The 24,772-nt window shown below is 66.5% G+C and carries 16 protein-coding genes; 6 read left to right on the top strand and 10 right to left on the bottom strand.

Annotated features, from left to right (window positions below):
• Positions 1-92: 92 nt before the first annotated feature.
• Positions 93-2,396 (bottom strand): TonB-dependent receptor, encoded by a 2,304-nt coding sequence (locus tag NMD1_RS01070; RefSeq protein ID WP_125953248.1) that lies wholly within the window; start codon positions 2,394-2,396, stop codon positions 93-95.
• A gap of 260 nt (positions 2,397-2,656) precedes the next feature.
• Positions 2,657-3,703, bottom strand: a complete 1,047-nt coding sequence (locus NMD1_RS01065) for a LacI family DNA-binding transcriptional regulator (protein ID WP_125953247.1) — start codon at positions 3,701-3,703, stop codon at positions 2,657-2,659.
• Between the two features lie 162 nt (positions 3,704-3,865).
• Here NMD1_RS01065 and hisD point away from each other — a divergent pair, with 162 nt between their 5' ends.
• Positions 3,866-5,164, top strand: coding sequence for a histidinol dehydrogenase (gene hisD, locus NMD1_RS01060; RefSeq protein ID WP_125953246.1), 1,299 nt, complete (start codon positions 3,866-3,868; stop codon positions 5,162-5,164).
• A gap of 136 nt (positions 5,165-5,300) precedes the next feature.
• Here the strand turns inward: hisD and NMD1_RS01055 are convergent, their stop codons facing one another.
• Positions 5,301-6,320: a cupin domain-containing protein gene (locus NMD1_RS01055; protein WP_125953245.1), complete on the bottom strand. Its 1,020-nt coding sequence runs from the start codon at positions 6,318-6,320 to the stop codon at positions 5,301-5,303.
• 127 nt (positions 6,321-6,447) lie between these two features.
• On the opposite strand from NMD1_RS01055, the gene NMD1_RS01050 reads away from it, so the two are divergent.
• From NMD1_RS01050 to NMD1_RS01035, 4 genes are all read left to right on the top strand, one after another.
• Positions 6,448-7,224: an alpha/beta fold hydrolase gene (locus NMD1_RS01050; protein WP_158453838.1), complete on the top strand. Its 777-nt coding sequence runs from the start codon at positions 6,448-6,450 to the stop codon at positions 7,222-7,224.
• Positions 7,221-8,360 (top strand): ester cyclase, encoded by a 1,140-nt coding sequence (locus tag NMD1_RS01045; RefSeq protein WP_199558035.1) that lies wholly within the window; start codon positions 7,221-7,223, stop codon positions 8,358-8,360. Before NMD1_RS01050 ends, NMD1_RS01045 begins: the two co-directional genes overlap by 4 nt.
• A gap of 74 nt (positions 8,361-8,434) precedes the next feature.
• Entirely contained in the window at positions 8,435-9,667 is a 1,233-nt protein-coding gene (locus tag NMD1_RS01040) for an MFS transporter (protein WP_125953243.1), read from the top strand.
• Between the two features lie 167 nt (positions 9,668-9,834).
• Positions 9,835-11,187 carry a cation:proton antiporter gene (locus NMD1_RS01035; protein ID WP_125953242.1) on the top strand — a complete coding sequence of 451 codons (1,353 nt, stop codon included), beginning with the start codon at positions 9,835-9,837 and terminating at the stop codon, positions 11,185-11,187.
• Positions 11,188-11,208: 21 nt separating this feature from the next.
• Here the strand turns inward: NMD1_RS01035 and NMD1_RS01030 are convergent, their stop codons facing one another.
• From NMD1_RS01030 to NMD1_RS01000, 7 genes are all read right to left on the bottom strand, one after another.
• The gene (locus NMD1_RS01030) at positions 11,209-13,152 is read right to left on the bottom strand and encodes a glycoside hydrolase family 127 protein (RefSeq protein WP_125953241.1); all 1,944 of its coding nucleotides are present in this window, start codon (positions 13,150-13,152) and stop codon (positions 11,209-11,211) included.
• A gap of 25 nt (positions 13,153-13,177) precedes the next feature.
• Positions 13,178-15,103 carry an NPCBM/NEW2 domain-containing protein gene (locus NMD1_RS01025; RefSeq protein WP_375600781.1) on the bottom strand — a complete coding sequence of 642 codons (1,926 nt, stop codon included), beginning with the start codon at positions 15,101-15,103 and terminating at the stop codon, positions 13,178-13,180.
• Positions 15,100-16,125, bottom strand: a complete 1,026-nt coding sequence (locus tag NMD1_RS01020; RefSeq protein WP_125953240.1) for an alpha/beta hydrolase family protein — start codon at positions 16,123-16,125, stop codon at positions 15,100-15,102. The genes NMD1_RS01025 and NMD1_RS01020 overlap by 4 nt, the downstream gene beginning before the upstream one ends.
• Positions 16,126-16,195: 70 nt before the next feature.
• Entirely contained in the window at positions 16,196-18,589 is a 2,394-nt protein-coding gene (locus NMD1_RS01015; protein WP_233497269.1) for a glycoside hydrolase N-terminal domain-containing protein, read from the bottom strand.
• 35 nt (positions 18,590-18,624) lie between these two features.
• Positions 18,625-20,190 carry an alpha-N-arabinofuranosidase gene (locus tag NMD1_RS01010; protein ID WP_375600780.1) on the bottom strand — a complete coding sequence of 522 codons (1,566 nt, stop codon included), beginning with the start codon at positions 20,188-20,190 and terminating at the stop codon, positions 18,625-18,627.
• A 97-nt stretch (positions 20,191-20,287) separates the two neighbouring features.
• Positions 20,288-22,096, bottom strand: a complete 1,809-nt coding sequence (locus NMD1_RS01005; protein ID WP_125953239.1) for an IlvD/Edd family dehydratase — start codon at positions 22,094-22,096, stop codon at positions 20,288-20,290.
• A 33-nt stretch (positions 22,097-22,129) separates the two neighbouring features.
• Positions 22,130-23,236, bottom strand: coding sequence for an aldose epimerase family protein (locus NMD1_RS01000; protein ID WP_125953748.1), 1,107 nt, complete (start codon positions 23,234-23,236; stop codon positions 22,130-22,132).
• A gap of 204 nt (positions 23,237-23,440) precedes the next feature.
• Here NMD1_RS01000 and NMD1_RS00995 point away from each other — a divergent pair, with 204 nt between their 5' ends.
• Positions 23,441-24,751 (top strand): sugar MFS transporter, encoded by a 1,311-nt coding sequence (locus NMD1_RS00995; RefSeq protein WP_206694924.1) that lies wholly within the window; start codon positions 23,441-23,443, stop codon positions 24,749-24,751.
• The last annotated feature ends 21 nt before the right edge of the window (positions 24,752-24,772 follow it).

Genomic DNA, 24,772 nt, shown 5'->3' with positions numbered 1-24,772 from the left:
CGCGCACAAAAAATGACCGGACCCGATCAGGGCCCGGCCAGAGGGAGAACAGACAATGACGGGGCGGGAACCTGTCCCGCCCCGCGTGAAGATCAGAACTTCGTGCCGACGCGGACGCCGTAGGTACGCGGCGCGCCATAGGAGACTTGCATGCGCTGGCGGCGACCGATCACGCCGCTCAGCAGGACCGCGCGGTTGGTGAGGTTGTCGCCATAGATTTCCACGAAGGTACGGTCGTTCTTGTCGCTCCAGCGCAGCGAGGCATCGAACTTGTCGTAGGACTTCTGGAAATCCAGCGGGGTGTTGCGGTCGGTGACGTAGTAGCTGCTCGAATGCAGCCAGGTGCCCATCGGCGACAGCGTGCCGGCATCGCCGAGATCGAGATCGTAGGACACCGCAACGGTCGACTTGAACTTCGGCGACTGCGGAATGGACTTGCCGGCAAGGTTCAGCGAGACCGGATCCGTACCATTCGACAGGCCAAAGAAGTTGTTGCCGCTGATATAGCTCGTGTACTTGGCGTTCATGAACGCTGCGGTCGTGTCGATGTGCAGGCCAGCCACCGGATTGAGACGCAGCGCGACTTCACCGCCATAGCTGCGTGCCTTGCCGGCCGAACCGAAGTACGAAACCAGCGGCGTGTAGACGTTGATCTGCAGGTTCGAGAAGCGGTTGTAGAACACCGACGCCTCGATCTGGCCCTTGCCGCCAAGGATCAGCGACTTGACGCCGCCTTCATAGGCCGAAACCTTCTGAGGCGCATAGGAAGCCGGGATCAGCGGGTTGCCGCCGGTGTCGTTCACACCGCCGGACGCGAAGCCGGTGGACGCGGTGGCATAGATCATCGTCGAACGCGAAGGCGTGAACTGGATGCCCGCGCGCCAGGTCCAGCTGTTGAAGCCCGGCGAACCCTTCGTCGTCACATAGGGCGTGACGAAGTTGTAGGTGCCCGGCGCCGCGTCCGCATAGTCGGAGAAGATGAAGGCCTTCTTTTCGTGGCTGTAGCGCAGACCGCCGATCAGCTTCAGCTTGTCCGGCACGATGGCGTAGCTGGCCTGACCGAACGCGGCATAGGCGTTGGTGGTGATGTCCGAATCCGCCTTGAAGCCATTGGTGGTCGCGCCCGGCGCGGTGATCTTCTGCTGATAGGTCTCGAAGATCGAGTCATGCAGGTAATAGCCGCCGATCAACCATTCGAGCGGAGAGCGCGAGTTCGAGGCGAGTTGAATTTCCTGCGAAAACGCGTTGGACCGGGTGTTGGGTTCCTGGATGCCCGAGCCGTAGCCATAGGCTTCGAACACCTTGCTCGACTGGTCGTTGTCGGCGCTGCGATGCGCGCGGAAGTGGGTGTAGCCGGTGATCGACTTGACCGTCGCGAACCCGAGATCATAGGCGATCTGGCCCGAAACGTAGTCTTCCTTGATGTGTTCGAAAGGCTGATAGTCCCAATCGTTGGTCCACGCGCCGCCGGTGACCGGCAGGCCCACATCGCGCCCGGCAACGTTGGGCGAACCGTTGGGCACCGAGGGGTTTACCGCCAGGGGGCTGCCGTTGATCGACTGATAGCCCGTGGCCGGGTTGATCAGCGTGCCCGCGACCTTGTAGCCATAGGAACCCGCGCCCGCATCGTCACGGCGCCAGGTGCCAGCCCGCAGCGTCACTTCCAGGCGGCTGTCGGGCTTCCACTTCAGCACCACGCGCTGCGCGTTTTCGTTGAGGTCGTTCAGCACGACGTCCGAGGTGGTCGAACGGACATAGCCATCGTGGCGCTGGAACACGCCGGACACGCGCAGCTGCAGCGTGTCGGACACGGGGATGTTGACGTATCCGTCGATCCGGGCCGAGTTGAAATTGCCCTTGTCGATATTGATACCCGCGCCAAGATCCTTCGTCGGATCGGACGTGACGACGCTGACGTTGCCGCCGAAGGTGTTACGGCCGTACAGCGTGCCCTGCGGACCGCGCAGCACTTCCACGCGGGCCACGTCGAACAGCGGAATGCTCTGCTGCTGCGTGCGGCTCTGATAGATGCCGTCGACATAGAAGCCGATCACGGGGTCGGTCTGGGCGGAAACGAGGCTGGTGCGGACGCCGCGAATGGCCGGGAACGAGTCCGAACCCTGCGAACCCCAGGTAAAGCCGGGCGTGGCGAATTCGACGCGCGAGATGTTGTTGGCGTGCAGCCGCTCAAGCGCCTCGCCAGACAGGGCGGTGACGGCGATCGGCACGTCGCGCAGGCGTTCGCTGCGGCGCTGCGCGGTCACGATGATGTCCCCACCCACATCGGCCGATGCACCGGCGCCGGCGTCAGACTGCGGCGCGCCCTGCGCCAGAACCGGTGAAGCGGCCAGCGCCGTCGCGATGGCGGACGCCCCGAGGCAGAATTTGCGATGCATCGATTACTCCCCTTTCCCTCATTGGAATTTGACAGGAACTTATCGAGCCCGCGCCAACCCGTCGATATCTTTTTGCATTCGAAGTCACATTTTGCGATTACGCATCAGCCTGTTCAAAATAATCCTTATGTTTCTGTATTTTAATTTCCATCAGCCGCACATATTGCGGCGGCACAACCTCGTTAAGACGCGCAGAAATGCCGCCCTCGTGCGACATTTTAACAACATATCTGATACCGAATGCATCGATCCGGTTGCCATCAGGCAAAGCGCGCCGATTCTCCGATGATCAGCTCGCCCGAGAACAGACGCTGTTCCGCCGGAACGGAAGGATCGTCGAGTCGCTCCATGAGCATCGCGACCGATGCTTCGGTCATCCGGTTGACCGGCTGACGGATCGTCGTCAGGCGGTAGCTTTCCCACATGGCGGGGCCGGACCCGTCGAAACCCACGATCGAAAGGTCCTGCGGTATGCGCCGGGCGCAATCCTGGCGCGCGCCGTCCATGGCGCCGATGGCCATCATGTCGCTGCCACAGACGATCGCGTCCAGTTGGGGTTGTTCCTGCAGGAGAGAGATCAGCCCCGCTCGTCCGGAAGCGTAGCTGTAGTCTCCGCGCACCACCGGAACATCGGTCATGCCGGCCGCCGCCAGGGTAGCCAGAGTGGCCTGGCGCCGTTCTTCGCCGACATAGCTGTCTTCGGGGCCGGCAATGACTCCGAAACGGCGATGCCCGCTGTCCAGAAGGCGCGTCACCAGATCGCGTTCGCCCTGGGCGGAATCGCACCGGATCGAACCGGCTCCGCCACCGCTGGCCATGCGGTTGTAAAGCACCACCGGAATGCGGTGACGGGCAAATTCCGCCAGCTGGTCGTCCGACAGACGCACCGCCGCGATCACGCCGTCCACCGAATGGCGCCAGATCTGGTGGATGATCTGGTCGACATCGCTTTCGCTGCGCAGGCTGAACAGAAGAACGCGCATGTCGCGATCGGTCAGGCTGGCGCACAAGCCCGCCAGCACTTCCGGATAGGTAAGGTTGGTATTGCTCGAGATCAGCACCGCCACAAGGTGGGTACGCTTGGAAATCAGCGCCTGCGCGAGGGCATTCGGCTTGTAGCCGATCTCCGCCGCGACCTTCAGGATTTTTTCGCGCTTCGCCTGCCCGATCGAGGCGTTGGGCGCGAAACACCGCGAAACCGCCGACTGCGAAACCCCGGCAAGGCGCGCGACATCGTAAGAGGTCGGCCGCCGCCCGGCCTTCGCCAGAAACGATTGAGCATCCGTGTCAGACTTGGTTTTCGCCATGAGATCCCGTCGCGCTTGCACTTGCGGCACTTCTAGGCTGTCGGTCGCAACAGGCAAGTTCGGCGTCGGATTAGGGCGGCGACACTGCCGCGCACAAGGGGCATGACAATTGCATTCGAATGCAATATACGGGCGCGCAGATTCCACCACAGGAGCGTATCCATGAGTGTCCCAGCCCCGCGCGGCTTCGAGAATCGCACGCGCTATGCCAAGGCCCCGGCGCGAGACCAGATTGCCGACAGCAGTTCGGTTTCGGATCTGGTCGCCGGCGTGCTGCGCGATGTGCGCACCCGCGGCGACGCCGCCGTGCGCCAGTATTCCCGCGAGTTCGACAAGGCCGATCTCGACCAGTTCGAAGTCAGCGCCGCCGATCGCGCCGCCGCGGTGGCGGAACTCGATCCGCAGACCCGCGCGGACACCGAGTTCGCGATCGAGAACGTCCGCCGCTTCGCCGAAGCCCAGTTGGGAACCATTCTTCCGCTGGAAGTCGAGCCTATGCCGGGCCTGCACCTCGGGCATCGGGTGATTCCCATCGAGCGCGTCGGGGCTTATGTTCCGGGTGGCCGTTTCCCGCTGTTGTCGGCCCCGATCATGACGATCGTCCCCGGCAAGGTGGCCGGCTGCAGCGAAGTGGTTGCCTGTCTTCCCCCCAACGCGCACCGCGCCATGATCGCCGGGTGCCACCTCTCCGGCGCCGACCGCATTTTCCGCATCGGCGGCGCACAGGCCATCGCGGCCATGGCGTTCGGAACCGAAAGCGTGCCGCAGGTCAACAAGATCATGGGCCCCGGCAACGCGTTCGTGAACGAGGCCAAGCGCCAGGTGTTCGGGCCGGTGGGCATCGACCAGCTCGCCGGACCTTCCGAAATCTTCGTGGTGGCCGACGAGACCGGCGATCCCGAACTGATCGCCACCGATCTGCTCGGCCAGGCGGAGCATGACATCCGCACGCGCGTGGGCCTGATCACTACCGACAGCAAGCTGGCCGAAGAAACCGTGGCCGCCGTGGAACGCCAGCTCAAGACGCTCGCTACCGCCGCCGTCGCCAGCGAAAGCTGGCGCGATTACGGCGAAGTGGTGATCTGCGCGGACGAGGCAGCGATGATCGCCTATTCCGACTACGTGGCTGCCGAACACCTGCAGGTCCACACCCGCGATCCGCACGCCTTCTCCCACAAGCTGCGCAATTACGGATCGCTGTTCATCGGTGAAAACGCCAGCGTGGTCTATTCCGACAAGAACGTGGGCACCAACCACACGCTGCCCACCATGGGCGCCGGCCGCTATACCGGCGGCCTGTGGGTCGGCAGCTACGTGAAGATCGCCACCCACCAGTGGCTTGACGATAGCGCGGTGCGCGCGGTCGCCCCGCCGGCGATGCGGCAGAGCGGCAGCGAAGGGCTGGAAGGCCACCAGAAGGCGGCCGCGATCCGCCTCGAACGCCAGAAGGCCAACGCCTGATTTCGTCCGCAGGCCGTCACCGCGAGACGCCTCGCGGTGACGGCCGGGATATAATCGGACCGACAGCCCTTCGGGACACGCAAAAAGGCCCGCGAACCACCAGGTTCGCGGGCCTTTTCACATGCCGTCGAGGGGCTCAGCCGAAGATCGGCGCCGCCGGACTGTCGGTTCCGCGTACCACAAACGCCTTGGCCGGCACCGAAGCGGTGTTCCGGAACGCATGGGCGAGGCCGGTCGGGATGGTGAGCGTATCGCCCGCCCCCAGCAGAAGCGCTTCGCTGCCCCAGCTTACCTCCAGCGTCCCTTCCTGCACGATCAGCACTTCCGCTTCGGCGCGGGCGTGCATCGGAACATAGGCACCGGTCTGCAACGTCAGCAGGCGCAACTGGAACCCGTGCGGCCACCAGCCCGCAATCGGGCCAGCCGCGAAACCGTCTCCGCTGGCGCCCACCGCGATCAGACCGGCCTCCTCGACGCCTTCGCGCGCGAGAGGCGAATCCGGGTTCGCCACGGCATCGCCCCAGCGGACGATGCACTGCATCAGCTTCTCGATCGGCGGGGTGGCGAGTTCGCGCAGTTGGTTCTCGTCGAGAGGGGCCTCAAGCTCCATCTGGCGCAGGGTGTGCTCACCCTCGCTGGTATCGATCAGTTGCCCGCCCTTGACGAGCTTCAGTCCGAATCCTTCGGCCGCCTCGAACACCGCCGGCGCCCAGGTGACCTTGCCCGGATCGTCCTCGCCCAGCACGGTGAACAGCATGCCCAGGCCATCGTCGATCTTTTCGAAGCCGCGGAACATGTGGATCGGCACCGACACGACGTCGCCCGGTCCGATGTCCAGCGTGCCATCCTCGCGGTTCGGCCCGAACAGCAGCCGCCAGTGCCCGGAATGGACCATGAAGACCTCGGCGGTATCATGGCTGTGCTGCGAATTGACGCAGCCGAAGGGCTGGCGCGCCGCCCCGATGTTGAAACCGTGCTTCTCGGTTATGTGCACGAACTGGTCGGTGCTTTCGGACACGCCCGGACCGATGATTGTGAAGTTCTCCTTCTCTGTCGACCCCGGCGTGCGGGTATCGATGAAGGCGGTGCGGCAAGGCACGAGATCGGCATAACGCACCAGGCGCTGCGCCATGGCCTCTCGGGTCCACTCGGTCACGATAAGCTCCAAACTTGATGTTGCATTCGAATGCAAATCTGGTAGGTCAAGACCGGGGAAAGCGCAAGGCCGAGTTTTCGCTTTTCGGATTAGGCCTGCACTGAAACGAGAAAAGAGACCGCCTTCGATGCTGCCGGCCGAGAGCACCGTACCCGTCCTGTTCCTGCCCGGAACATTGTGCGATGCGCGCGTTTTCGCCGCGATCTCGGGCGCGCTTTCCGCCGAACGCACGCTTCATGCCGATCTGACGCAAGATACGTCGGTGCAAGACGCGGCCGAAAGGCTGCTGGCGACGGCGCCGGACCGGTTCATCGCCGTGGGCTTTTCTCTCGGGGCCATCGTTGCGCTGGAACTCGCCGCCCGTGCGCCGCACCGGATCGCGGCCATGGCCCTGATCGCCGGCAACGCGCGACCTGTGCCAGAGGCCGATCATGCCGCCCGTCGCGCCGCGGTGGCCGGTGTCGATCCCGCGACGCTCGTCAGCGAACAGCTCTGGTCACGGTATGTCCACCCGTCGCGCAGCGAGGAAAAGTGCCTTCGCGCGCTGATCATCGCCATGGCGAACGCGTGCCCGCCGGGCACGGCCGAACGGCAGACCGAAATCGCGCTGTCACGCCCCGACAACCGCCCGCGCCTTGCCCGCATGGACATGCCGACACTCGTGCTTTCGGGCGCGCAGGACGTCGTCGCGCCCGAAGAGCTGCAGGCCGAAATGGCCAACGCCCTGCCCTGGGCGACATGGACCGAGGTTGCCAATGCGGGGCACTTCCTGCTTCTTGAGCAACCCGCCGCCTGTTCCGCCGCGTTTTCCACCTGGCTCGGGCAGGTCGATCTTCACCAATCGCGCGCAGAACGTCAGTGCGCAGACAACTCAACCTATTCCAACGCCTCGGAGGTATCGTGACCGAAAGCAATCCCAAGCCCGTAAAGCCGGTCGAATCCGCGAAAGCGGCCGCGCCCTCCGGCGGCAGCGTCCTCCAGGTGGAACGCCGCGATTTCACGCAGCTGGTGCCCGAAAACCGGCCGCGGGTGCAGTCGATGCGCGGGTTCGACGAATCCTATACCGACATCGTCGACTACATCATCCGCTGCACCCATCGCATCTGGGACGAGCGCGACGTGGGGCTGATCTACAGCCACTACACCCACAACTGCGTTGCCTACACCACGCTGGGCACGATGTATGACCGCGAGACGCATATCCGCGACACGATCCAGCGGCTTGTCGAGTTTCCCGACCGCCGTGGCATGGCGCAGCAGGTGATCTGGCGCGGCAACGACGTGGACGGCTTCTACACCAGCCACATGACCCACGGGCTTGGCCGCCACTCCGAGTTCGGTTCGTGGGGCAAGCCGACCGGTCGGACGTTCTGCACCCGCACGGTCGCCGAGTGCATGATCCTGGAAAACAAGATCTACAAGGAATGGATCGTCCGCGACAACATGGGGCCGCTGATCCAGGTCGGCGTTGACCCGCAGGTGTTCGCCGAAGGGCTGGCGCGGAAGAAGTTCGAAAACGGCGAGACGGTGCTGGACCTTGCCGAGAACCGGCGCCTGCTGGGCCAGTATCCGCCCGAAAGCGAAGCCGACCTTTCGATCGCCCACAACGAAGGCGAGGAACAGCTGCTCCGCTGGCTGCACCACATCTACAACAAGCGCATGTTCGGCCTGATCCGCGACATCTACGCGCCCAATTGCCAGTGGCATGGCCCCTTGATGCGCGAACTGGGCGGCGTTGCGGCGGTGCTGCAGCAGACGATGCGCCTGGTCGCCCTGATCCCGGATTGCGCCTTCGTGCCGCAGCATATCTGCTCGGTCGACAGCGAAGAGGGCGGCACCAAGTATGCCCTGCGCTGGACCATGGACGGTCACCACATGGGCTACGGCTCGCTCGGCGCGCCGACCGGCCACCACCTTTCCGTGATGGGCGTCACCCACTTCCACATTCGCGACGGCAAGATCGTCGACGAATGGGTTGTCTATGACGAACTCTCGATGCTGGTGCAGATCAAGCTCGCCGAACTGCAGCGCGCCGCCTGAGCGCATCCGTGCTTGCCGTGCGGCCCCCACCGCACGGCAAGCCCTCCCGCCCTCCCGTTCAGCGGACCGATCCCATGTCCATTCCCGCCGCTTCCGTTCCGCTGCCGCACTCCGATCCAGCCTCGGCCGAACCCGGCCTTGGGCGTCAGGTGCTGGTCTTCGTGCTGCTGCTTGCCTGCGAGTTCCTCTATGGCTGGGCCTGGAACACGGTGGACGTGCTGCGGCCCTACATCCGGGAATCGCTGGGGCTTTCGCTGATCGAGGCGGGCTCGGCCTATTCGGCGCAGGGCGCGGGCGCGCTGACCGGGGCCATCGTGCTGGGGCAGATCGCGGATCGCATCGGGCGGCGCCGCGTCCTGTCGGGGCTGGTGTTCGGCTACGGCGTGCTGCTGCTCGCCGGCATGATCGTTGCGAGCTACCCGCAGCTTCTGCTCCAGCGTTTCCTGCTCGGCTTCTTTGCCGGCGGCTCGTTTCCGGTAGTTGTCGGCATCTACATCAACCTGTTCCAGCCGACCTTGCGCGGCCGTCTTGCCGGCACGCTCAACGCCGCCTTCAGCCTATCGATCGTCGTGCTCGGCGTGGCGATGGGGCTGGTCGCGCCGGGCAACTGGAAGCACCTGCTGCTGATCGGGGGCATTCCTCCCCTCGCCCTGGCGCTGCTTGTCCTTGCCGCCATCCCCACCGGATCGCGCATGGATCGCGGGGCGCGCGGCGGGGTATCGCGCCTGCCGATCAGCGAACTGTTCGCGCCCGGCCTGCGCCAGCAGACGCTGATGCTGGCGACTATGGCCGGCCTCAATTTCTTCGGTTACGCGGCGTTCAGCGGCTGGCTCACGACCTACCTGACCGGCGAACGCGGGTTCAGCGCCCAGACCGCCGGCGCACTGGTCGCCTGGCAGTTCAGCGGCAATATCGTGGGCGGCTTCTTCTGGGGCTGGGCCGCCGATCGCTTCGGGCGCCGCTTCAACGCCATCGGCTTCCTCATCGCTTCGGGTGCGATCGCGGTCTATCTGCTGGGGCCTGCGGACCCGACGGTGCTGAAAGTGGCCGGGCTCATCTATGGCGCCGCACTGTGCTCCAGCGTGATCTGGGGGCCGTGGATGGCCGAACTCTATCCGCCGCACCTGCAATCGACGGCCGCCTCGATCTTCAACTGGGGCCGGGTGATCAGCTTCTTCGCGCCGATCATCACCGCGCAGATCGCGCAGTCCTTCAGCCTGGCAACCGCGATGCTGCTGGGTGCAGCGTCGTTCACAACGGCAGCCGTAATCTGGCTTATGCAGCGGGAAACGCTGCAGCGGAGCTAGGCGACAACCGACTCTTCTCCTCCCGCATAGCGGCGATTGCCAGACATGCAAGATAACGCTACCATGGCTGTCAATGCATTGATGCCGGAGGACGCGTAGCGCATCTCCCCTGCATCGATCGACGACAAGCGCGAAGGCGCTGCGCCCCGGGAGAGTGCAAGGAAGCCATGGCCCACATTCTGGACGAAGTCCTGCCGATACTGGGCGGAATCCTGGCGCCACACGGCCCGCCAGCACCGGGCGCGGCGGCCAGCTATGTGCCCGGCGACTTCAGCGTGCACTTCTTCCTCCAGCTGACCCTGATCATCCTGGCCTGTCAGGTCGTGGGCCGGATCGGGCAGAAGTTCCTCGGCCAGCCGCAGGTGGTGGGCGAGATGATCGCGGGCGTGCTTCTCGGTCCTTCGCTGCTGGGGTTGCTCGCGCCCGGCCTGCAGGCGGCCATCTTCCCTGCGGAAACGCGCAACGTGCTGTATGCAGGGTCGCAGCTTGGCGTGGCGCTCTACATGTTCCTGGTGGGGCTGACGTTCAGCCCCACGCACTTCCGCGCGAAGGCGCGCAGCGCGGCCGCGGTATCGGTCTCGGGCATCGCGGCGCCGTTCGCGATCGCGGTGGTCATCACGCCGTTCCTGCTCGACGTACCGGGCCTGTTTGCGGCGAACATCGGCCGGACCAGCGCCACGCTGTTCACGGGCGCCTGCATCGCGCTGACGGCCTTCCCGATGCTGGCGCGGATCATCAACGAACGCGGCCTGTCCGAAAGCCCGCTGGGTACGCTCTCGCTCACCGCCGGCGCGTTCGACGATGCCGCGTCATGGTGCGTGCTGGCGGTGGTGCTTGCCACGTTCGGCGGTGGCGCGGGAATCGCGGTCGTCGCCATCGGGGGAGCGCTTCTCTACGCGGGCCTGCTGTTCGCGTTCGGCCGGCGCCTGTTGGCCCCGCTGGGCCATGCGGTCGAACAGCGCGGAGAAATGAGCATGGCCGTGCTGGCCAGTGCGCTGATGCTGCTGTGCCTTTCGGCCTTTCTGATGGACGCGATCGGCATCCACGCCATCTTCGGCGGGTTCATCCTGGGCGTGTTCATGCCGCGCGGGCTTTTCGCCGAAGAGCTGAAGCGCAGGGTCGAGCCGCTCACGGTGGTGATGCTGCTGCCGATGTTCTTCACCTATTCGGGGCTGAACACGCGCATGGACATGATCGGCTCGTGGCCGCTGTTCCTGATGGCGCTCGGCATCCTGGCCGCGTCGATCCTCGCGAAGTTCGGGGCCTGCTACCTCGCCGCGCGGCTGTGCGGAGAGGACAATCCCACCGCGCTCGGCATCGGCGCGCTGATGAACTCGCGCGGGCTGATGGAACTGATCATCATCAACATCGGCCTGCAGAAGGGCCTGATCGGGCCGACGCTGTTCGCGATGCTGGTGTTCATGGCGATCGTGACGACGATGATGGCCAGCCCGCTGTTCGAACTGGTCTACGGCTCGCGCCGCATGGCGCGGCAGGACATCGCCGTGCCGGCCGAGTGACCGGTCCGTGCCAGGGTCAGGTCATGAGGCTGTCGTCGGCCAGTAGGTCGCATAGCGCTCGTGGGCGATCCTGAAATAGGGCACGAGGCGGACCGGCGCGCCCGTCGATGACGGCACGGTGAAGTGCAGCGGCTCCGGGCCGGGGCGAATCCGGCCCAGGATATCCTCCGGATCGCCAGCCAGTTGCGGCGTCGTGAACGGGCCATCGTTATAGGCGCCATAGAGGCGCTCGTTGACGATCACATCGGCCCCATCCTGCAGACCTTCACGGCCGAGCGCACCGGCCAGCACCAGCGGGCCGTAAGTGAAGGCCACGATGTCCGGCGCGGCGGGCGCGCGGTCGATCGCGAGGTGCATGGCCAGGACCAGCTCCACCTGATCGCCGTTCTCCCAGGCGCGGCGCACGTCAACGAAGCTGCCGGGATGCCGCGACCGCGCGACCGCGCGCCCGTTCACGAGCACGGTCGCCTCCTTGCTCCAGCGCGGGTGACGTAGCTTGAGCGTCGCTTCGGTCGGGCGCTTCAACGCCCATTTCAGCAAGGTCGACGGGCGCTCGGGGAAAGCGGTGGTCTGGGTCAACACCGCATCGCGTTCGGCCCAGCGCACGGTCGAGGGGATGAACAGGTTCACGACGATACTGTCGTCGCCCCGGAAATAGATCGAATCGCGATACTTGACGTGGTTCTCCATGCCCGTGCCGGTGCAGCACCAGAACGAATCCTCGGGCGTGTGGTACAGCTTCATGTAGCCCGGCCGTGCGCCCTGGAAATAGGTGACCATGCCGCTGTCCGGGTCCTGCGACGCAAGAATGCCGTTGTACAGCACGCGCTCGTAGTAATCGGCATAATCGGCCTGTGGATCGCGCAGGAACAGCGCGCGGGTCAGGCGGAGCATGTTGTGCTGGCAGCACGTCTCGCCGCCCTTCGCCGAGAACACGTGGCTGGCGAAATCGGCCATCGGGAAGAAGTGTTCGTTGTCGCCGTGGCCGCCGGTCGCGAACGAGCGGGTCTGCGCCACCGTCTTCCAGAAGAACGCGGCGGCATTGCGGTAAGCGGTGTCGCCCGTGGCTTCGTAGACCCGTGCGAAGCCGACGATCTTGGGGATCTGCGTGTTGGCATGAAGCCCGTCGAGATGATCGCGCTCCTGCGACAGCGGCTCCAGGATCGCCTTGTGCGAAAAGCGGCGGGCAAGGTCGCGGTATTCGGGCTTGCCGGTCATGGCATGGAGATCGGCGAAAACCTCGTTCATGCCGCCGTGTTCGGTATCGAGCATCGCCTCGAATTGCGCGTCCGTCAGCGGGGCGGTGGCGATCACCGCCCAATCGGCAAGGCGCAGCAGAACCTCGCGCGATCGGGCGCTCTCGGCCAGCAGCGCCCCGTCGCGCAGCCCCGCGAAGATCTTGTGCAGCGTGTACCAGGGCACGCCCGTGATCGGCTCCCCGCGCAGATGCGCCGCAACCAGCGCTGGCCCCTTGGCAAACGCGCAGACCAGGCCGGTGCCCGACGCCCGCTGGCATGCGGCCAGTTCGTCGGCGATATAGTCCACCCGCTGCCGGAAGCGGCGATCGCGGGTCGATCGCCACGCCAGCGCGCAGGCCGACAGATAGTGGCCAAGCGTATGGCCGTGGCAGTTGATATCCTCCCAGATGCCCGCGGACTCCCAACCGCCATAGACGGGTGCCCTGGGCGCGAGCCCCGCGTTGACCCGGAAGTTGTGCAGCAGCCGGTCGGGCTGCAGGCGCAGCAGATAGGCTTCGGTCATGCGCTGGGCGTGCAGGAACGGGCCTTCGCCCAGATCGACGTCAGCCAGATCGAACGGCCGCAGCGCCGGCGCGGGCACGCCTCCGGCCGGCGCGGGAGTCGCCCCTGCCACGGCGGCCGGCGCAAAACCGGCGGCCACTGCCGCCGTCGCGGCGGAACAGAGGAAGGCGCGGCGCGAATGGCCGCAGCAGGGAGCGTGGTTCATGGTTTTCCCTCGCACGGGTCCGAACTCAGTCCGGCCGCGATCCATCCGGGCGAAGCAGGGCGGCTTCCCCCCAGTTGACCGGAATGTCCGCGGCACTGGCGCTCGCCTGGCGGGTCACCAGCTCGACGATCCTGACCCCCGCGATGTCCGCCGACAGCGGTTGCGCCGGCTCGCCCCGCCGCAGCGGCCGCGATCGGGCCAGCAGCCGGCCATCGCCGTACACCAGGAACGTGACGGGCGCCGCATCGGGCGCGGCGGAATCGTCGATCCCCACCCGCGCGCGGAATTGGCGGTAGCCCCCGCTGCGCACTTCCAGCCGCGAATTGGCAAGCACGCCGATGCCGTTGCCAAGCCATTGCCCGGCGATGCGCTGCGGCTGGTCGAACGGCGTGCGGTCCACCCGCGCGCCGCCCCAGCCGCCATAGCGCGGGAAATCGCCCTTGCCGCGCGTGCCCTGCCATTGCAGCGGCGCGCGGTGGACCAGCGGGTCGGGTTGCGGCGTCCGCACCCCGTCCACCGCCGGATTGACGCTGCCGGGCTGCTCGGACAGGTAGACACCGTTCGCCAGCAGGCGTGTTCCCCGCGCGGTGAAGATCAGCGTTTCGCGCGACGCAAGGTGAAGCTCCTTCTCGCCGGTGAAGCGGGATTGCACGCCCGACCACAGATCGGTCAGCCCGATCTCCGCCGCATCGGCGAAGGCCAGGTGTGCGGCGGTCAGCTTCATGTCCACCGGACCGCTGCCCCGGTTGAACACCGCCACCGCCTTGTCGCCGCTCGCCAGCGTCTTGACGAAGATCTGCACCTCGTCGCTATCGAACGCGAGCGTCGCCTGGTTGCCGGCCGGGTCCTGATCGATCGCGATGATGCGTTCGTTGCCCAGCAGTTCCAGCAACGCCGGCGATGCGTGGCGCAAGTCATAGCCGATGAACAGCGGCGCGTTGACCATCGCCCACAGCGCGAAGTGCGATCGCGCCTCGGTCAGGTGATGCTCGTCGAAATCGCCGGTGCCGACGAACAGCATGTCGGGATCGTTCCACGAGCCGGGGTGCGCATAGAGCGGCCGGCGCGCGACGGTATCGAGATTGTGCAACATCCTGGCCCAGCTCGGCGCAATGTCCTCGCTGGTGCGCGACATGCCGCCGACATCCTTGCCCCAGGCGCGCACGTCGGCCGAGCCCCACAGGCAGATCGAGAAGATATAGTGGCCGTCGGGCCGGTAGCGCTGGATCGCATCGGCCACTTCGCCATAGAGGCGCCGCACCGCGGCCACGTCGGTCCGCGCCAGGCTATCGGAATCCACCAGCGGCGGCAGCGCGCGATAGCGCCCGGAGCGGACTTCGGGATGATCCGCCGGCAGCCCGCGAATGCCGCAGCCGTCCACCTTGATGAAATCGAAGCCCCAGTCCTGGAAATAGAGCCGGATGTCCTGATCGATATGGCCATAGAGGCCGACTTCGCGCTCCGCCACGCTGCCCTCGGGCTGGTTCGGCATCGTCGAGGTATAGACCTGCCCGCACGAATTGCGCCCGATGTCGCTGTAGATGCCGGCCTTGAATCCCATCGTGTGCAGACGATCGGTGAAGGGGCGCAAGCTGGGATCGCCCCCCGGCACAATGGTCGAGGGAAACTGGGCCGTGCGGGGCATCATCCGGCCGTCCGGCTGGCGCCGCTTGAGCCACCAGCCATCATCAAGGTTGATGTAGCGATAGCCTTTGGCGGCAAGCCCCGAACGGAGGATCGCCTCCGCCGAACCCATGATCTTCTCCTCCGAAATGTCCGAGGTAAAGGCATTCCACGAATTCCACCCCATCGGCGGCAGGGCGGCATCGCCACGTTCGTTGGCGGTCCACCGCCCGGTGGGGTCCAGTGGGTCCGCCGAGGCGGAAGCCGGGACATGGGCCAGCGCCAACGCGGCGATGGCGGGCGCGATCCGGTGCAACCGGCGCTTCACCGCTTCAATTCTCGGCCGAAGAAGGGCAACACCTCGTCCTGGAACCGGAAGGCGACACGGCTGACATGGGTGCCGGGATAGATGGTGAAGCTGTTCGCCACCCCGTAGCCATCGAGCAGGTCGTGGAGCTTCTGCGCATCCACCTTCAAGCTGTCCTGATCGCCCACGTCGATCGCGATCGCGCGATACTGGCGGAGGTTGCCGATGTATTGATCGGCAAAGGAGAGCGGCGCGTTGGCCGCCCACCGGGCGATGACGTCGGGCCTTGTCACGCCGTTCTCGACGGGCAGGTCAAGGTAGAGCGGCGGCTTCTTCGGATTGGGAGACCAGGCCGCCGCCACCGCGAACTGGGCGCGCAGCGGGAACGGAAGCTTCGCCGAATCCGCCGGCGACGTCACGCTGGCCAGCGCGGCCGCCGCTTCCGGGGTGAGCGGATCGGCGGCGCGGGCCGAAAGGCAGCACGGCGACATCATGTAGAGTGCGCCGAACGTGTCGGCGTGCTTCATCCCGATCCGCGCCGTGCCATAGCCGCCCATCGAATGCCCGGCGAGCCCGCGGCTCAGGCGATCGGGTATGGTGCGGTAGTGCGCATCGACGTAGCGGACCAGATCGCGCGAAACGAACGTCTCGAAATCGCCCGTGGTCATCGAGCCCGAATACATCGACCCGTTGTACGCGGTCTTGGCATCGGGGATCACCACGATCATGTCCGGCAGGCCCTTGGCATAGGCGTTGGCGATCGTCTGCGGCACATGGATCTCCTGAACCCATTGTTGGGCACCGATCGAATAGCCGTGCAGCGCATAGAGCACCGGATAGCGCCGCCTGGGCTGGGTGGCGTAGTTTGGCGGCAGCACGACGAGCACCGTCCGGTCCGCCGCCTCGCCTTCCAGATTGCCTTCGAGCGCCGCGCCGTGGACCGTGATGGTCTGCACCGTCAGCCGCGGCGCGCCAGCGACGACCGGCGGACTCTCGGTCACCGCCTGGGAAAACGCCGGGGACGCCGCGAAACTGGCGCCCATGAGGACAAGCCCGGCGAGAAGACCTTTCCGATTGGATAACAAGGATTTGCCCACGTTCAGTTCCTTTCCTTCACGACGCGCCCGGTGCCAGTTGCAGGCCCGGGCCGTTCAGTATCACGCTCTTCCCCGGCGCCAGCCGCACGCTGCGGCGCGCATCGCCACACCGGACGACCAGCGAACCGGGGACATCGGCGGTCAGCACCGCCCGTTCCAGCAGTCCGCCCCGCCACGCGATATCGACGCCAATCGCTCCGCGCGCGCGCAGGCCGCACACCGATCCGGACGGCCAGGCACGCGGCAGCGCGGGCAATAGCAGCAGTTCCCCGTCGCGGCTCTGCATCAGCATCTCGGCCACGGCGCGGGTGCCGCCGAAATTGCCGTCGATCTGAAAGGGCGGATGCGCATCGAACAGGTTGGGATAGGTGCGATCGGCCCCCAGCAGGAAAACGAGGATGCGATGCGCATGGTCGCCATCGCGCAGCCTGGCCCACAGGTTGGCCCGCCACGCCGTCGCCCAGCCGGTCGATTCATCGCCGCGCAGCTCCAGCGACCGCCGCGCCGCGCGCGCCAGCGCCGGGGTCGTGTCGGGATCGATCTGGCTGCTGGGAAACAGGCCATAGAGATGGGAGACGTGTCGGTGATGCGCATCGGGGGCGGCGGCGTCCCAATCGGCCTGCCATTCCTGAAGCTGCCCTTGCGCGCCGATCCGGTCGGGCGCCAGCCGCGCGCGCGTGGCGCGGAGCTGCGCCGCGAAACCGGCATCGGTATGCAGGATGGCGGCGGCCTGTGCCGTCCGGTCGAACAGGTCGCGCAGGATCTGCTGGTCCATCGCCGGCCCCGCGCACAGCGACGCTCCTTGGGGGTGCTCGTTCTCGGGCGACAGCGACGGGTTGGTCACGAGGTATCCGCTGGCCGGATCGGTCTGCAGCGTATCGAGGAAGAACAGCGCCGCCCCGCGCATCAGCGGATAGACCGCGCGCAGATAGGCGATGTCGCGCCCGTAGTCGAAGCGGTCCCACAGATGGAGGCACAACCACGCCCCGCCCATCGGCCACAGGCCGTATTGCGCGCCGTCGATGGGGGCCGTAGCCCGCCAGCCATCGGTATTGTGATGCGCCACCCAGCCGCGCGCGCCGTACATCGCGCGCGCCGTGTGTTCGCCCGTGATCGCCAGCTCGCGGACCAGCTGAACCAACGGCGCGACGCATTCCGGCAGGGCGGTCACTTCCGCCGGCCAGTAGTTCATCTCGGTGTTGATGTTGATCGTGTACTTCGAGCCCCACGGCGGCTGCGGCGCATCGTTCCACAGCCCCTGCAGGTTGGCCGGCGGGCCGCCGGGGCGCGACGAACAGATCAGCAGGTAGCGCCCGTAATCGAAATAGAGCGCCGCCAGCGCCGGGTCGTCCGTGGTTGCGCCGACGCGGATGCGTTCGTCGGTGGGGCGGTCCGCCGCCGGGGTGCGGCCCAGGTCCAGACGGACGCGGCGGAACAGCCGCCGGTGCTCGGCCGCCGCCTCCTCGGCGATGCGGGCAAAGCCCTTGGACGCAGCGCGCTCGATCTGCGCGGCCGTGGTGGTTGCGGGATCGCCGCCGACATCGTCGAAACGGCGGTAGCTGGTAGCCATCGCGACGAGGATGGTCACCGCATCGGCACCACGAACCGCCAGCCGTTCGCCCCGCGCTTCGGTCACGCCGCCCTGCGCCATCACGCGGACGGCCGTGGCGAAGTGCAGCGCGCCCGCCACGCCGTTCTCCGCCGGGCCTTGCCCGGCAAGCCGGATCGTGTCTCCGGTCGCGGTAACGGTGCCCCGCTGCGGCGTGGTCAGCGCCACGTCGAGGTCGATCCGCCCCGGCCGGTCGCAGGTCAGCTCGATCGCGATCACCTGGTCCACCGGCGAGGCCACGACCGCGCGGCGGTAGCGCAAGTATTGTGTGGCGAACCGCGTGGTGGCGAGCGCCGCGTCAAGGTCCAGCTCGCGCCGGTAATCGACCAACGGGCCAAGGCCGGGCAGGTCCAGTAGCAGATCGCCGATCGGCTGGTAGGACATCTGGCCCAGCGGCGTGGCCATCAGCCGCGCGTTGGCCAGCGCCTGCGCTTCCGCGAATTGCCCGGCGAAGATCAGCCGGCGCACTTCCGCCAGCGCGCCCTTTGCCCCCGGATTGACCGGATCGTAGGGGCCGCCGCTCCAGAACGTTGCCTCGTTGAGCGCGATCCGCTCGTGCGCGCCGCCGCCGAACACCATCGCCCCCAGCCGGCCGTTGCCCACCGGCAGCGCCTCGGTCCATTGTTCGGCCGGTTGCCGATACCACAGCCGCGCGGCCGGGATCGGAGGCTCCGCCAGGGCCATGCCGGGAAGAGCAAGCCCGGGAAGCGCAAGCCCGGAAACCGTAAATCCAGCGCCCAGCACGACCGCGCCTTCGATCAGGCCCCGGCGGGTGATGCCGCGCGCTTCGTCCGCCATCATGGTCCCGGCCTCATGGCCCCGGCTTCCGTCCGGCCCTACCGCAGGTCCAGCACCACCACCGACATCGCCGGCAAGGTCGCGGTGACCGCCCCGCCCGCGATCCGCGCGCCAGTGAACGCCACCGGCCGCACCACGTCGGGCGCCTCGAAGCTGTTGTGCGCGTCCATCGCCGTGCCGGTGACGATCCGCCCGCTCACCGTGCCCGCCCGCACGCCAGCAAGGCCGATCGACACCGGGATCGCGCGGTGCGGATCGAGGTTGACCAGCGCCACGTGCACCTGGCCCGCCGTATCGCGCACGGCCGAGGCGCTGATCGCCGGCACCGTGACGTCGCCGTTGCGGTACAGCGGCGATTGCAGGTCGATCGGCAAGGTCGTCGCGTCCTGCCACGGCTTGTAGAGGTCGAAGACCCAGTAGGTGGGCGTCTTGACCATCTTCGCGCCGTCGGTCAGCAGCATCGCCTGCAGCACGTTCACCATCTGCGCGATCGCCGCCATCTTCACGCGATCGGCATGGTGCGCGAAGATGTTGAGGTTGAGGCCTGCCACCACCGCGTCGCGCAGGCTGTTCTGCTGGACCAGAAAGCCGGGGTTGGAACCGGGCGCGGGATCGTACCACGTCCCCCATTCGTCGACGACCAGCCACTTCTTCTTCTCGGGATCATACTTGTCCATGATCGCCGAATGCCTGGTGATGTATTCGTCGATGCGCAGCGTGTTGCGCATCGTCGTCGCCCACTCGCTCTCGGGAAAGCCCAGCGCCGCGCCCTTGTCGTTCCAGTCCTTGTCACGCGGGCGGGTGTAGTAATGCAGCGAAAGGCCATCGATGTACTTGCCCGAAAGCTTCATCAGCGTCTCGGTCCAGGGATAGTCCTCGTCGCTGGGGCCGCTGGCGATCTTGAGCATCTTGTCCTTGCCGCCGGCCTTGGCGAACTGGGCGAAGCGGTTGGTGAGATCGGCGGCATATTCGGCGCGCATGTTGCCACCGCAGCCCCACAATTCGTTGCCGATGCCCAGATAGCGCACCTGGAACGGCGCGGGATGGCCGTTGGCCGCGCGCTCGCCCGCCAGGGTCGAGCCGTTGGGCGAGGTCATGTACTCGACCCATTCGCTGGTTTCGGCGGGCGTACCGCTGCCGACATTGGCCGATATGTAGGCCTCCGCGCCCAGCCGTTCGGCGAAGCCCATGAATTCGTTGGTGCCGAAGCTGTTGTCCTCGTCCACCCCACCCCAGTTGGTGTTGATCTTCACCGGACGCTTGGCGCGCGGGCCGATGCCGTCGCGCCAGTGGTATTCGTCGGCGAAACAGCCGCCCGGCCAGCGGACCACCGGCACCTTGATCGCCTTCAGCGCGTCCAGCACATCGCGGCGATAGCCGTGATCGTTGGGGATCGGCGAGCCTTCGCCCACCCAGATCCCGCCATAGATGCCATGGCCGAGATGTTCGGCGAACTGGCCGAAGACCTGGCGGTTCATCACCGGGCCGGGGCGGTCGGCCTGGACCGTGACGGTGGCCCCGCCGGTCGTCTGCGCCACGGCGGGCACCGTCATCGCCAGGGCACACCCCATGGTCATGAGCGTTCGGAGGTATTTGCCACGCATCGATAGTCCCCTTTGTGCAGAACGGTAGCGATTGCTGCCCCGGCAGAGCGCGCTCCGCGGATGTCCGGCCAGCGCGCGCGTCAACCGCGGGCGCGGATCAGTGGTTGTCGCGCGGCAGGCCCCGCGTCTGCGCGATGCGCTGGTACTTCTCGGCGCCCTCCAGAATCGCGCCGGTCGCAAGCTGGCCGACGCGTTCGCGCTGGATTTCCTGCCACGGCGTCTGCGAAGGCGGATAGGCATAGCCGCCCGCCGCTTCGAGCGCGGCGCGGCGCGCGGCCAGTTCCGCGTCCGGCACCAGCATGTCGGCGGTGCCCCGGCGCAAGTCGATGCGGACGCGATCCCCGGTCTTCAGCAGGGCCAGGCCGCCCATCGCCGCCGCCTCCGGGCTGGCGTTGAGGATCGAGGGGCTGCCACTGGTGCCCGACTGGCGCCCGTCACCGATGCACGGCAGGGCGGTGACGCCCTCGGTGATGAGATAGGCCGGCGCGCGCATGTTGACGACTTCGGCCGCGCCCGGATAGCCGATAGGCCCCGCGCCGCGCATGAACAGCAGCGTTTCGGCGGTGATCCCGGTGGCGGGGTCATCGATCCGCGCGTGGTAATCCTCCGGCCCGTCGAACACCACCGCCGGACCTTCAAATGCGTCGGGATCGTCCGGGTTGGACAGATAGCGCGCGCGGAATTCCTCGCTGATCACGCTGGTCTTCATGATCGCGGAATCGAACAGGTTGCCCGAAAGCACCACGAAGCCCGCGTCCGTCTTCAGCGGCTTGTCGAACGGCAGGATCACCCGCTCGTCCTCGATCTTCGCGTCGCGGCAGTTTTCGCCCATGGTCCGGCCGTTCGCGGTCATCGCGTTCTCGGCGATCAGCCCTTGCGCGATCAGCTGGCCGACCACGGCCGGCACGCCGCCGGCGCGGTAGTAGTCCTCGCCCAGATATTCGCCGGCGGGCTGCAGATTCACCAGCAGCGGCACCTTGTGACCCAGCCGCTGCCAGTCGGTCAGCGGCAGGTCCACGCCCACGTGGCGGGCAATCGCGGCCAGGTGGATCGGGGCGTTGGTCGATCCGCCGATCGCGGAATTGACGACGATGGCGTTGTGGAAGGCATCGAGCGTCATGATGTCCGAAGGCTTCAGGTCCTCGTGGACCATCTCGACCACGCGCTTGCCCGTGCGCCAGGCGCATTCCTGCCGATCGCGGTAGGGCGCGGGGATCGCGGCGGAGCCGGGCAGCATCATGCCCAGCGCTTCGGCCAGGCTGTTCATCGTGGTGGCCGTGCCCATGGTGTTGCAATAGCCGGTCGATGGCGCGGAACTGGCGACGAGCTTGATGAAGCCTTCCTCGTCCAGCTCGCCCTTGGCCATCAGCTCGCGGCCCTTCCACACGATCGTGCCCGACCCAGTGCGCTCGCCCTTGAACCAGCCATTGAGCATCGGCCCGACGGACAGCGCGATCGCCGGGATGTTCACCGTGGCCGCCGCCATCAGCAGCGCCGGCGTGGTCTTGTCGCAGCCGGTGGTCAGAACCACGCCATCGATCGGATAGCCATAGAGCGCCTCGACCAGCCCGATGTAGGCCAGGTTGCGGTCCAGCCCGGCGGTCGGCCGCTTGCCCGTTTCCTGGATCGGGTGGACCGGGATTTCCAGCGCGATCCCGCCCGCCTCGCGAATGCCCTCGCGCACGCGCTCGGCCAGCACGATGTGGTGACGGTTGCAGGGCGAAAGATCGCTTCCGGTCTGCGCGATGCCGATGATCGGCTTGCCCGACCGCAGTTCCTCAAGGCTCAAGCCGAAGTTGAGATAGCGCTCGAGATAGAGCGAGGTCATGTCGATGTTGTCGGGATTGTCGAACCAAGCGCGGGAACGCAGCTTCGGGGCGGGGCGCTTGCTGGAAGAATCGGTCATTGCGGCCTTCGGGTGCTGGAGGTGCGAAAAGGATCAGCGCGCCGGCGGCGCCTTGCTGACGCGGTAGATCATCACGTGGCGATAGGGTTTGCCCGGATCGACGCGCGCGGACAGGAACGACGGCTGGTTGGGCGCGTCCGGGAACTTCTGCGGTTCCAGCGCGATGCCATCGCCCATGCGATAGACATGCCCCTTCTTGCCGATAAGCGTCCCGTCGAGGAAGTTGCCGGTGTAGAACTGCACGCCGGGCTCTGTGCTCAGCACTTCGAGAACGCGGCCCGATGCCGGGTCTTCCAGCCGCGCGGCAAGCTGGGGCGTAGCGGTCGCGCCCTTGTCGAGCGCGAAGTTGTGGTCATACCCGTGTCCATAGGCGATCTGCTGGTCGGTGCCGTCGCGCAGCCCATCGGCCACGCGGCGCGGCGTGCGGAAATCGAACACGGTGCCGGCCACCTTGCGCCGCTCGCCGGTCGGGATCAGCGTCGCGCCGACCGGGGTATAGGTCGATGCCGGAATCGTCAGGCGGTGCCCCATGGCACCCATCGCCGAACCTTCCCCGGCCAGGTTGAAGATGGCGTGGTTGGTCATGTTGACGATCGTCGGCTTGTCGGTGGCGGCCTCGAACGCGATGGTCAGGTTGCCGCGCTCGTCGAGGCTGTAGGTGACCCTGGTGTCGAGCTTGCCGGGATAGCCCTCCTCGCCATCGGCGCTGACATAGGACAGCACCACGCTCGCCACCGGGCCGGACTTGAGCGAAACGACCTGCCAGTTGCGCTTGTCGAACCCCTTGGCGCCGCCGTGCAGGCTGTTGCCGTTGTTGTTCTGCGGCAGCTGGTAGCTCTTGCCGTCGAGCGTGAACCGGCCGCCGGCGATGCGGTTGGCATAGCGCCCCACGGTCACGCCGAAGAAGTTGGGCTTCGCCTCGTAGGACTGGACATCGTCGTAGCCCAGCAGCACGTCGGCCACCGTGCCATCGCGGCCCGGCGCCATCAGCGCTTGCAGCGTGGCGCCATAAGTTAGGACCCGCGCCGAGACGCCGTTCGCGGCCTTCAGCGTGATCGCGAACGCCTCCGACCCGTCGGCCAGCCGGCCGGCGCTTTCCTGCCGCGCTTCGGCCGCTTCCGCCGCCGGGGCCGCCAGCATCGCCGGCGCCGCCAGTGCCAGTACCATCAGGACGCCACCTTTCGACCTGCCCACAATCGTCATCCTCTCATCCTTTCGGAACGTGTCGTCACCGGCGCCGCCCATTGACGCGACCTTTTCCCGGATATAGTCTGACAAATACAGATTGCGCAAGACGGTAACAAGCCGTTGCCAGCGCAGAGCAGACGAGAGGAAGCCGAGACCATGCCGCCAGTGGCCTCAACACAATCGAAGGTGCCGGAAAACAGCAACATCTCGCCGGATAGCGCCGGTTCCCCCGTCCGCTACGGCCCGGCGCTGACGCTGCTGGCCAGCTTGTTCTTCATGTGGGGCTTCATCACGGTGATCAACAACACGCTGCTGCCGCATCTGCGCAGCGTGTTCGATCTCAACTATACGCAGACAACATTGATCGAATCGGTGTGGTTCATCGCCTATTTCGTGGCTTCGATCCCCTCGGCCAAGCTGATCGAGAAGGCGGGCTACCAGAAGGCGCTGGTAATCGGCCTGCTGGTCATGGCGGCGGGCGCGCTCGGCATGATGCTGGCCGCGTCGATCCCGTCCTACGGGGTAACGCTGGCCATGCTGTTCGTGATCGCCAGCGGCATCACCCTGCTGCAGGTGGCGGCCAACCCTTATGTGGCCGTGGTCGGCAAGCCCGAAACCGCCTCCTCGCGCCTCAACCTGGTGCAGGCGATGAATTCGGCGGGAACGATGCTGGCGCCGATGTTCGGCGCCTACCTGATCCTCGGCCGGTCGAAGGGCGGCACCGCCAGCGCCGACGTGGTGCTGACCCCGGCGGAGCGGCTGGCCGATGCCCAGTCGGTGATCCTGCCCTATGGCCTGGTCGCGGTCGTGCTCGTGGTTCTCGCCGTAGTGATCGCGCGCTTTCCGCTGCCCGCCATGGGCAGCGCGACGCTGCGCCTCGCGCCCGAGGAACGCCGCAAGCTGTCGTTGTGGAAGCACCGCAACCTGGTGTTCGGCGTGCCTGCGATCTTCATCTACCTGATCGCCGAAATCGGCGTCGCCAACCTGTTCGTGAACTTCGTCAGCCAGCCCACGATCGCCAATCTCACGCACGAGCAGGCAGGCCGCTATCTCACGTTCCTGTGGGGCGGCATGATGGTCGGCCGCTTCCTCGGGTCCGCGATAATGCAGAAGGTGGATGCCGCGCGGGTGCTCGCCGCGTTCTCGGTCGGCGCGTTCGTGGTCATGCTCGTCACCGTCTTTACCACCGGGCCGGCGGCGATGTGGGCGCTGATCCTTGTCGGCCTGTTCCATTCGATCATGTTCCCGACGATCTTCACGCTCGGCATTCGCGGGCTCGGCCCGCTGACCGAGGAAGGCTCGGGCCTGCTGATCATGGCGATCGCGGGCGGCGCGCTGGTGGTGGTGCAAGGGTGGCTGGCCGATTCCTATGGGCTGCAGACATCGTTCCTGCTGACGGCCGCCTGTGAATTGTACGTGCTGTTCTACGCCTTGTGGGGATCGCGCCCGACCGGCGAAACCGCCTGAACACTTAACTTACCACACCTC

This window comes from Novosphingobium sp. MD-1 (assembly GCF_001014975.1).
Lineage (GTDB): Bacteria > Pseudomonadota > Alphaproteobacteria > Sphingomonadales > Sphingomonadaceae > Novosphingobium.
The sequence above is the reverse complement of the archived record's forward strand: the minus strand, read 5'-3'. Positions and strand labels throughout refer to the sequence as shown.

Bases quoted from the DNA above. Each gene is read 5' to 3' on its own strand.
- NMD1_RS01070 (WP_125953248.1), bottom strand. From the start codon at position 2,396: ATGCATCGCAAATTCTGCCTCGGGGCGTCCGCCATCGCGACGGCGCTG.
- NMD1_RS01065 (WP_125953247.1), bottom strand. From the start codon at position 3,703: ATGGCGAAAACCAAGTCTGACACGGATGCTCAATCGTTTCTGGCGAAG.
- hisD (WP_125953246.1), top strand. From the start codon at position 3,866: ATGAGTGTCCCAGCCCCGCGCGGCTTCGAGAATCGCACGCGCTATGCC.
- NMD1_RS01050 (WP_158453838.1), top strand. From the start codon at position 6,448: ATGCTGCCGGCCGAGAGCACCGTACCCGTCCTGTTCCTGCCCGGAACA.
- NMD1_RS01040 (WP_125953243.1), top strand. From the start codon at position 8,435: ATGTCCATTCCCGCCGCTTCCGTTCCGCTGCCGCACTCCGATCCAGCC.
- NMD1_RS01035 (WP_125953242.1), top strand. From the start codon at position 9,835: ATGGCCCACATTCTGGACGAAGTCCTGCCGATACTGGGCGGAATCCTG.
- NMD1_RS01030 (WP_125953241.1), bottom strand. From the start codon at position 13,152: ATGAACCACGCTCCCTGCTGCGGCCATTCGCGCCGCGCCTTCCTCTGT.
- NMD1_RS01020 (WP_125953240.1), bottom strand. From the start codon at position 16,125: ATGGGCGCCAGTTTCGCGGCGTCCCCGGCGTTTTCCCAGGCGGTGACC.
- NMD1_RS01015 (WP_233497269.1), bottom strand. From the start codon at position 18,589: ATGATGGCGGACGAAGCGCGCGGCATCACCCGCCGGGGCCTGATCGAA.
- NMD1_RS01010 (WP_375600780.1), bottom strand. From the start codon at position 20,190: ATGCGTGGCAAATACCTCCGAACGCTCATGACCATGGGGTGTGCCCTG.
- NMD1_RS01005 (WP_125953239.1), bottom strand. From the start codon at position 22,096: ATGACCGATTCTTCCAGCAAGCGCCCCGCCCCGAAGCTGCGTTCCCGC.
- NMD1_RS01000 (WP_125953748.1), bottom strand. From the start codon at position 23,236: ATGCTGGCGGCCCCGGCGGCGGAAGCGGCCGAAGCGCGGCAGGAAAGC.
- NMD1_RS00995 (WP_206694924.1), top strand. From the start codon at position 23,441: ATGCCGCCAGTGGCCTCAACACAATCGAAGGTGCCGGAAAACAGCAAC.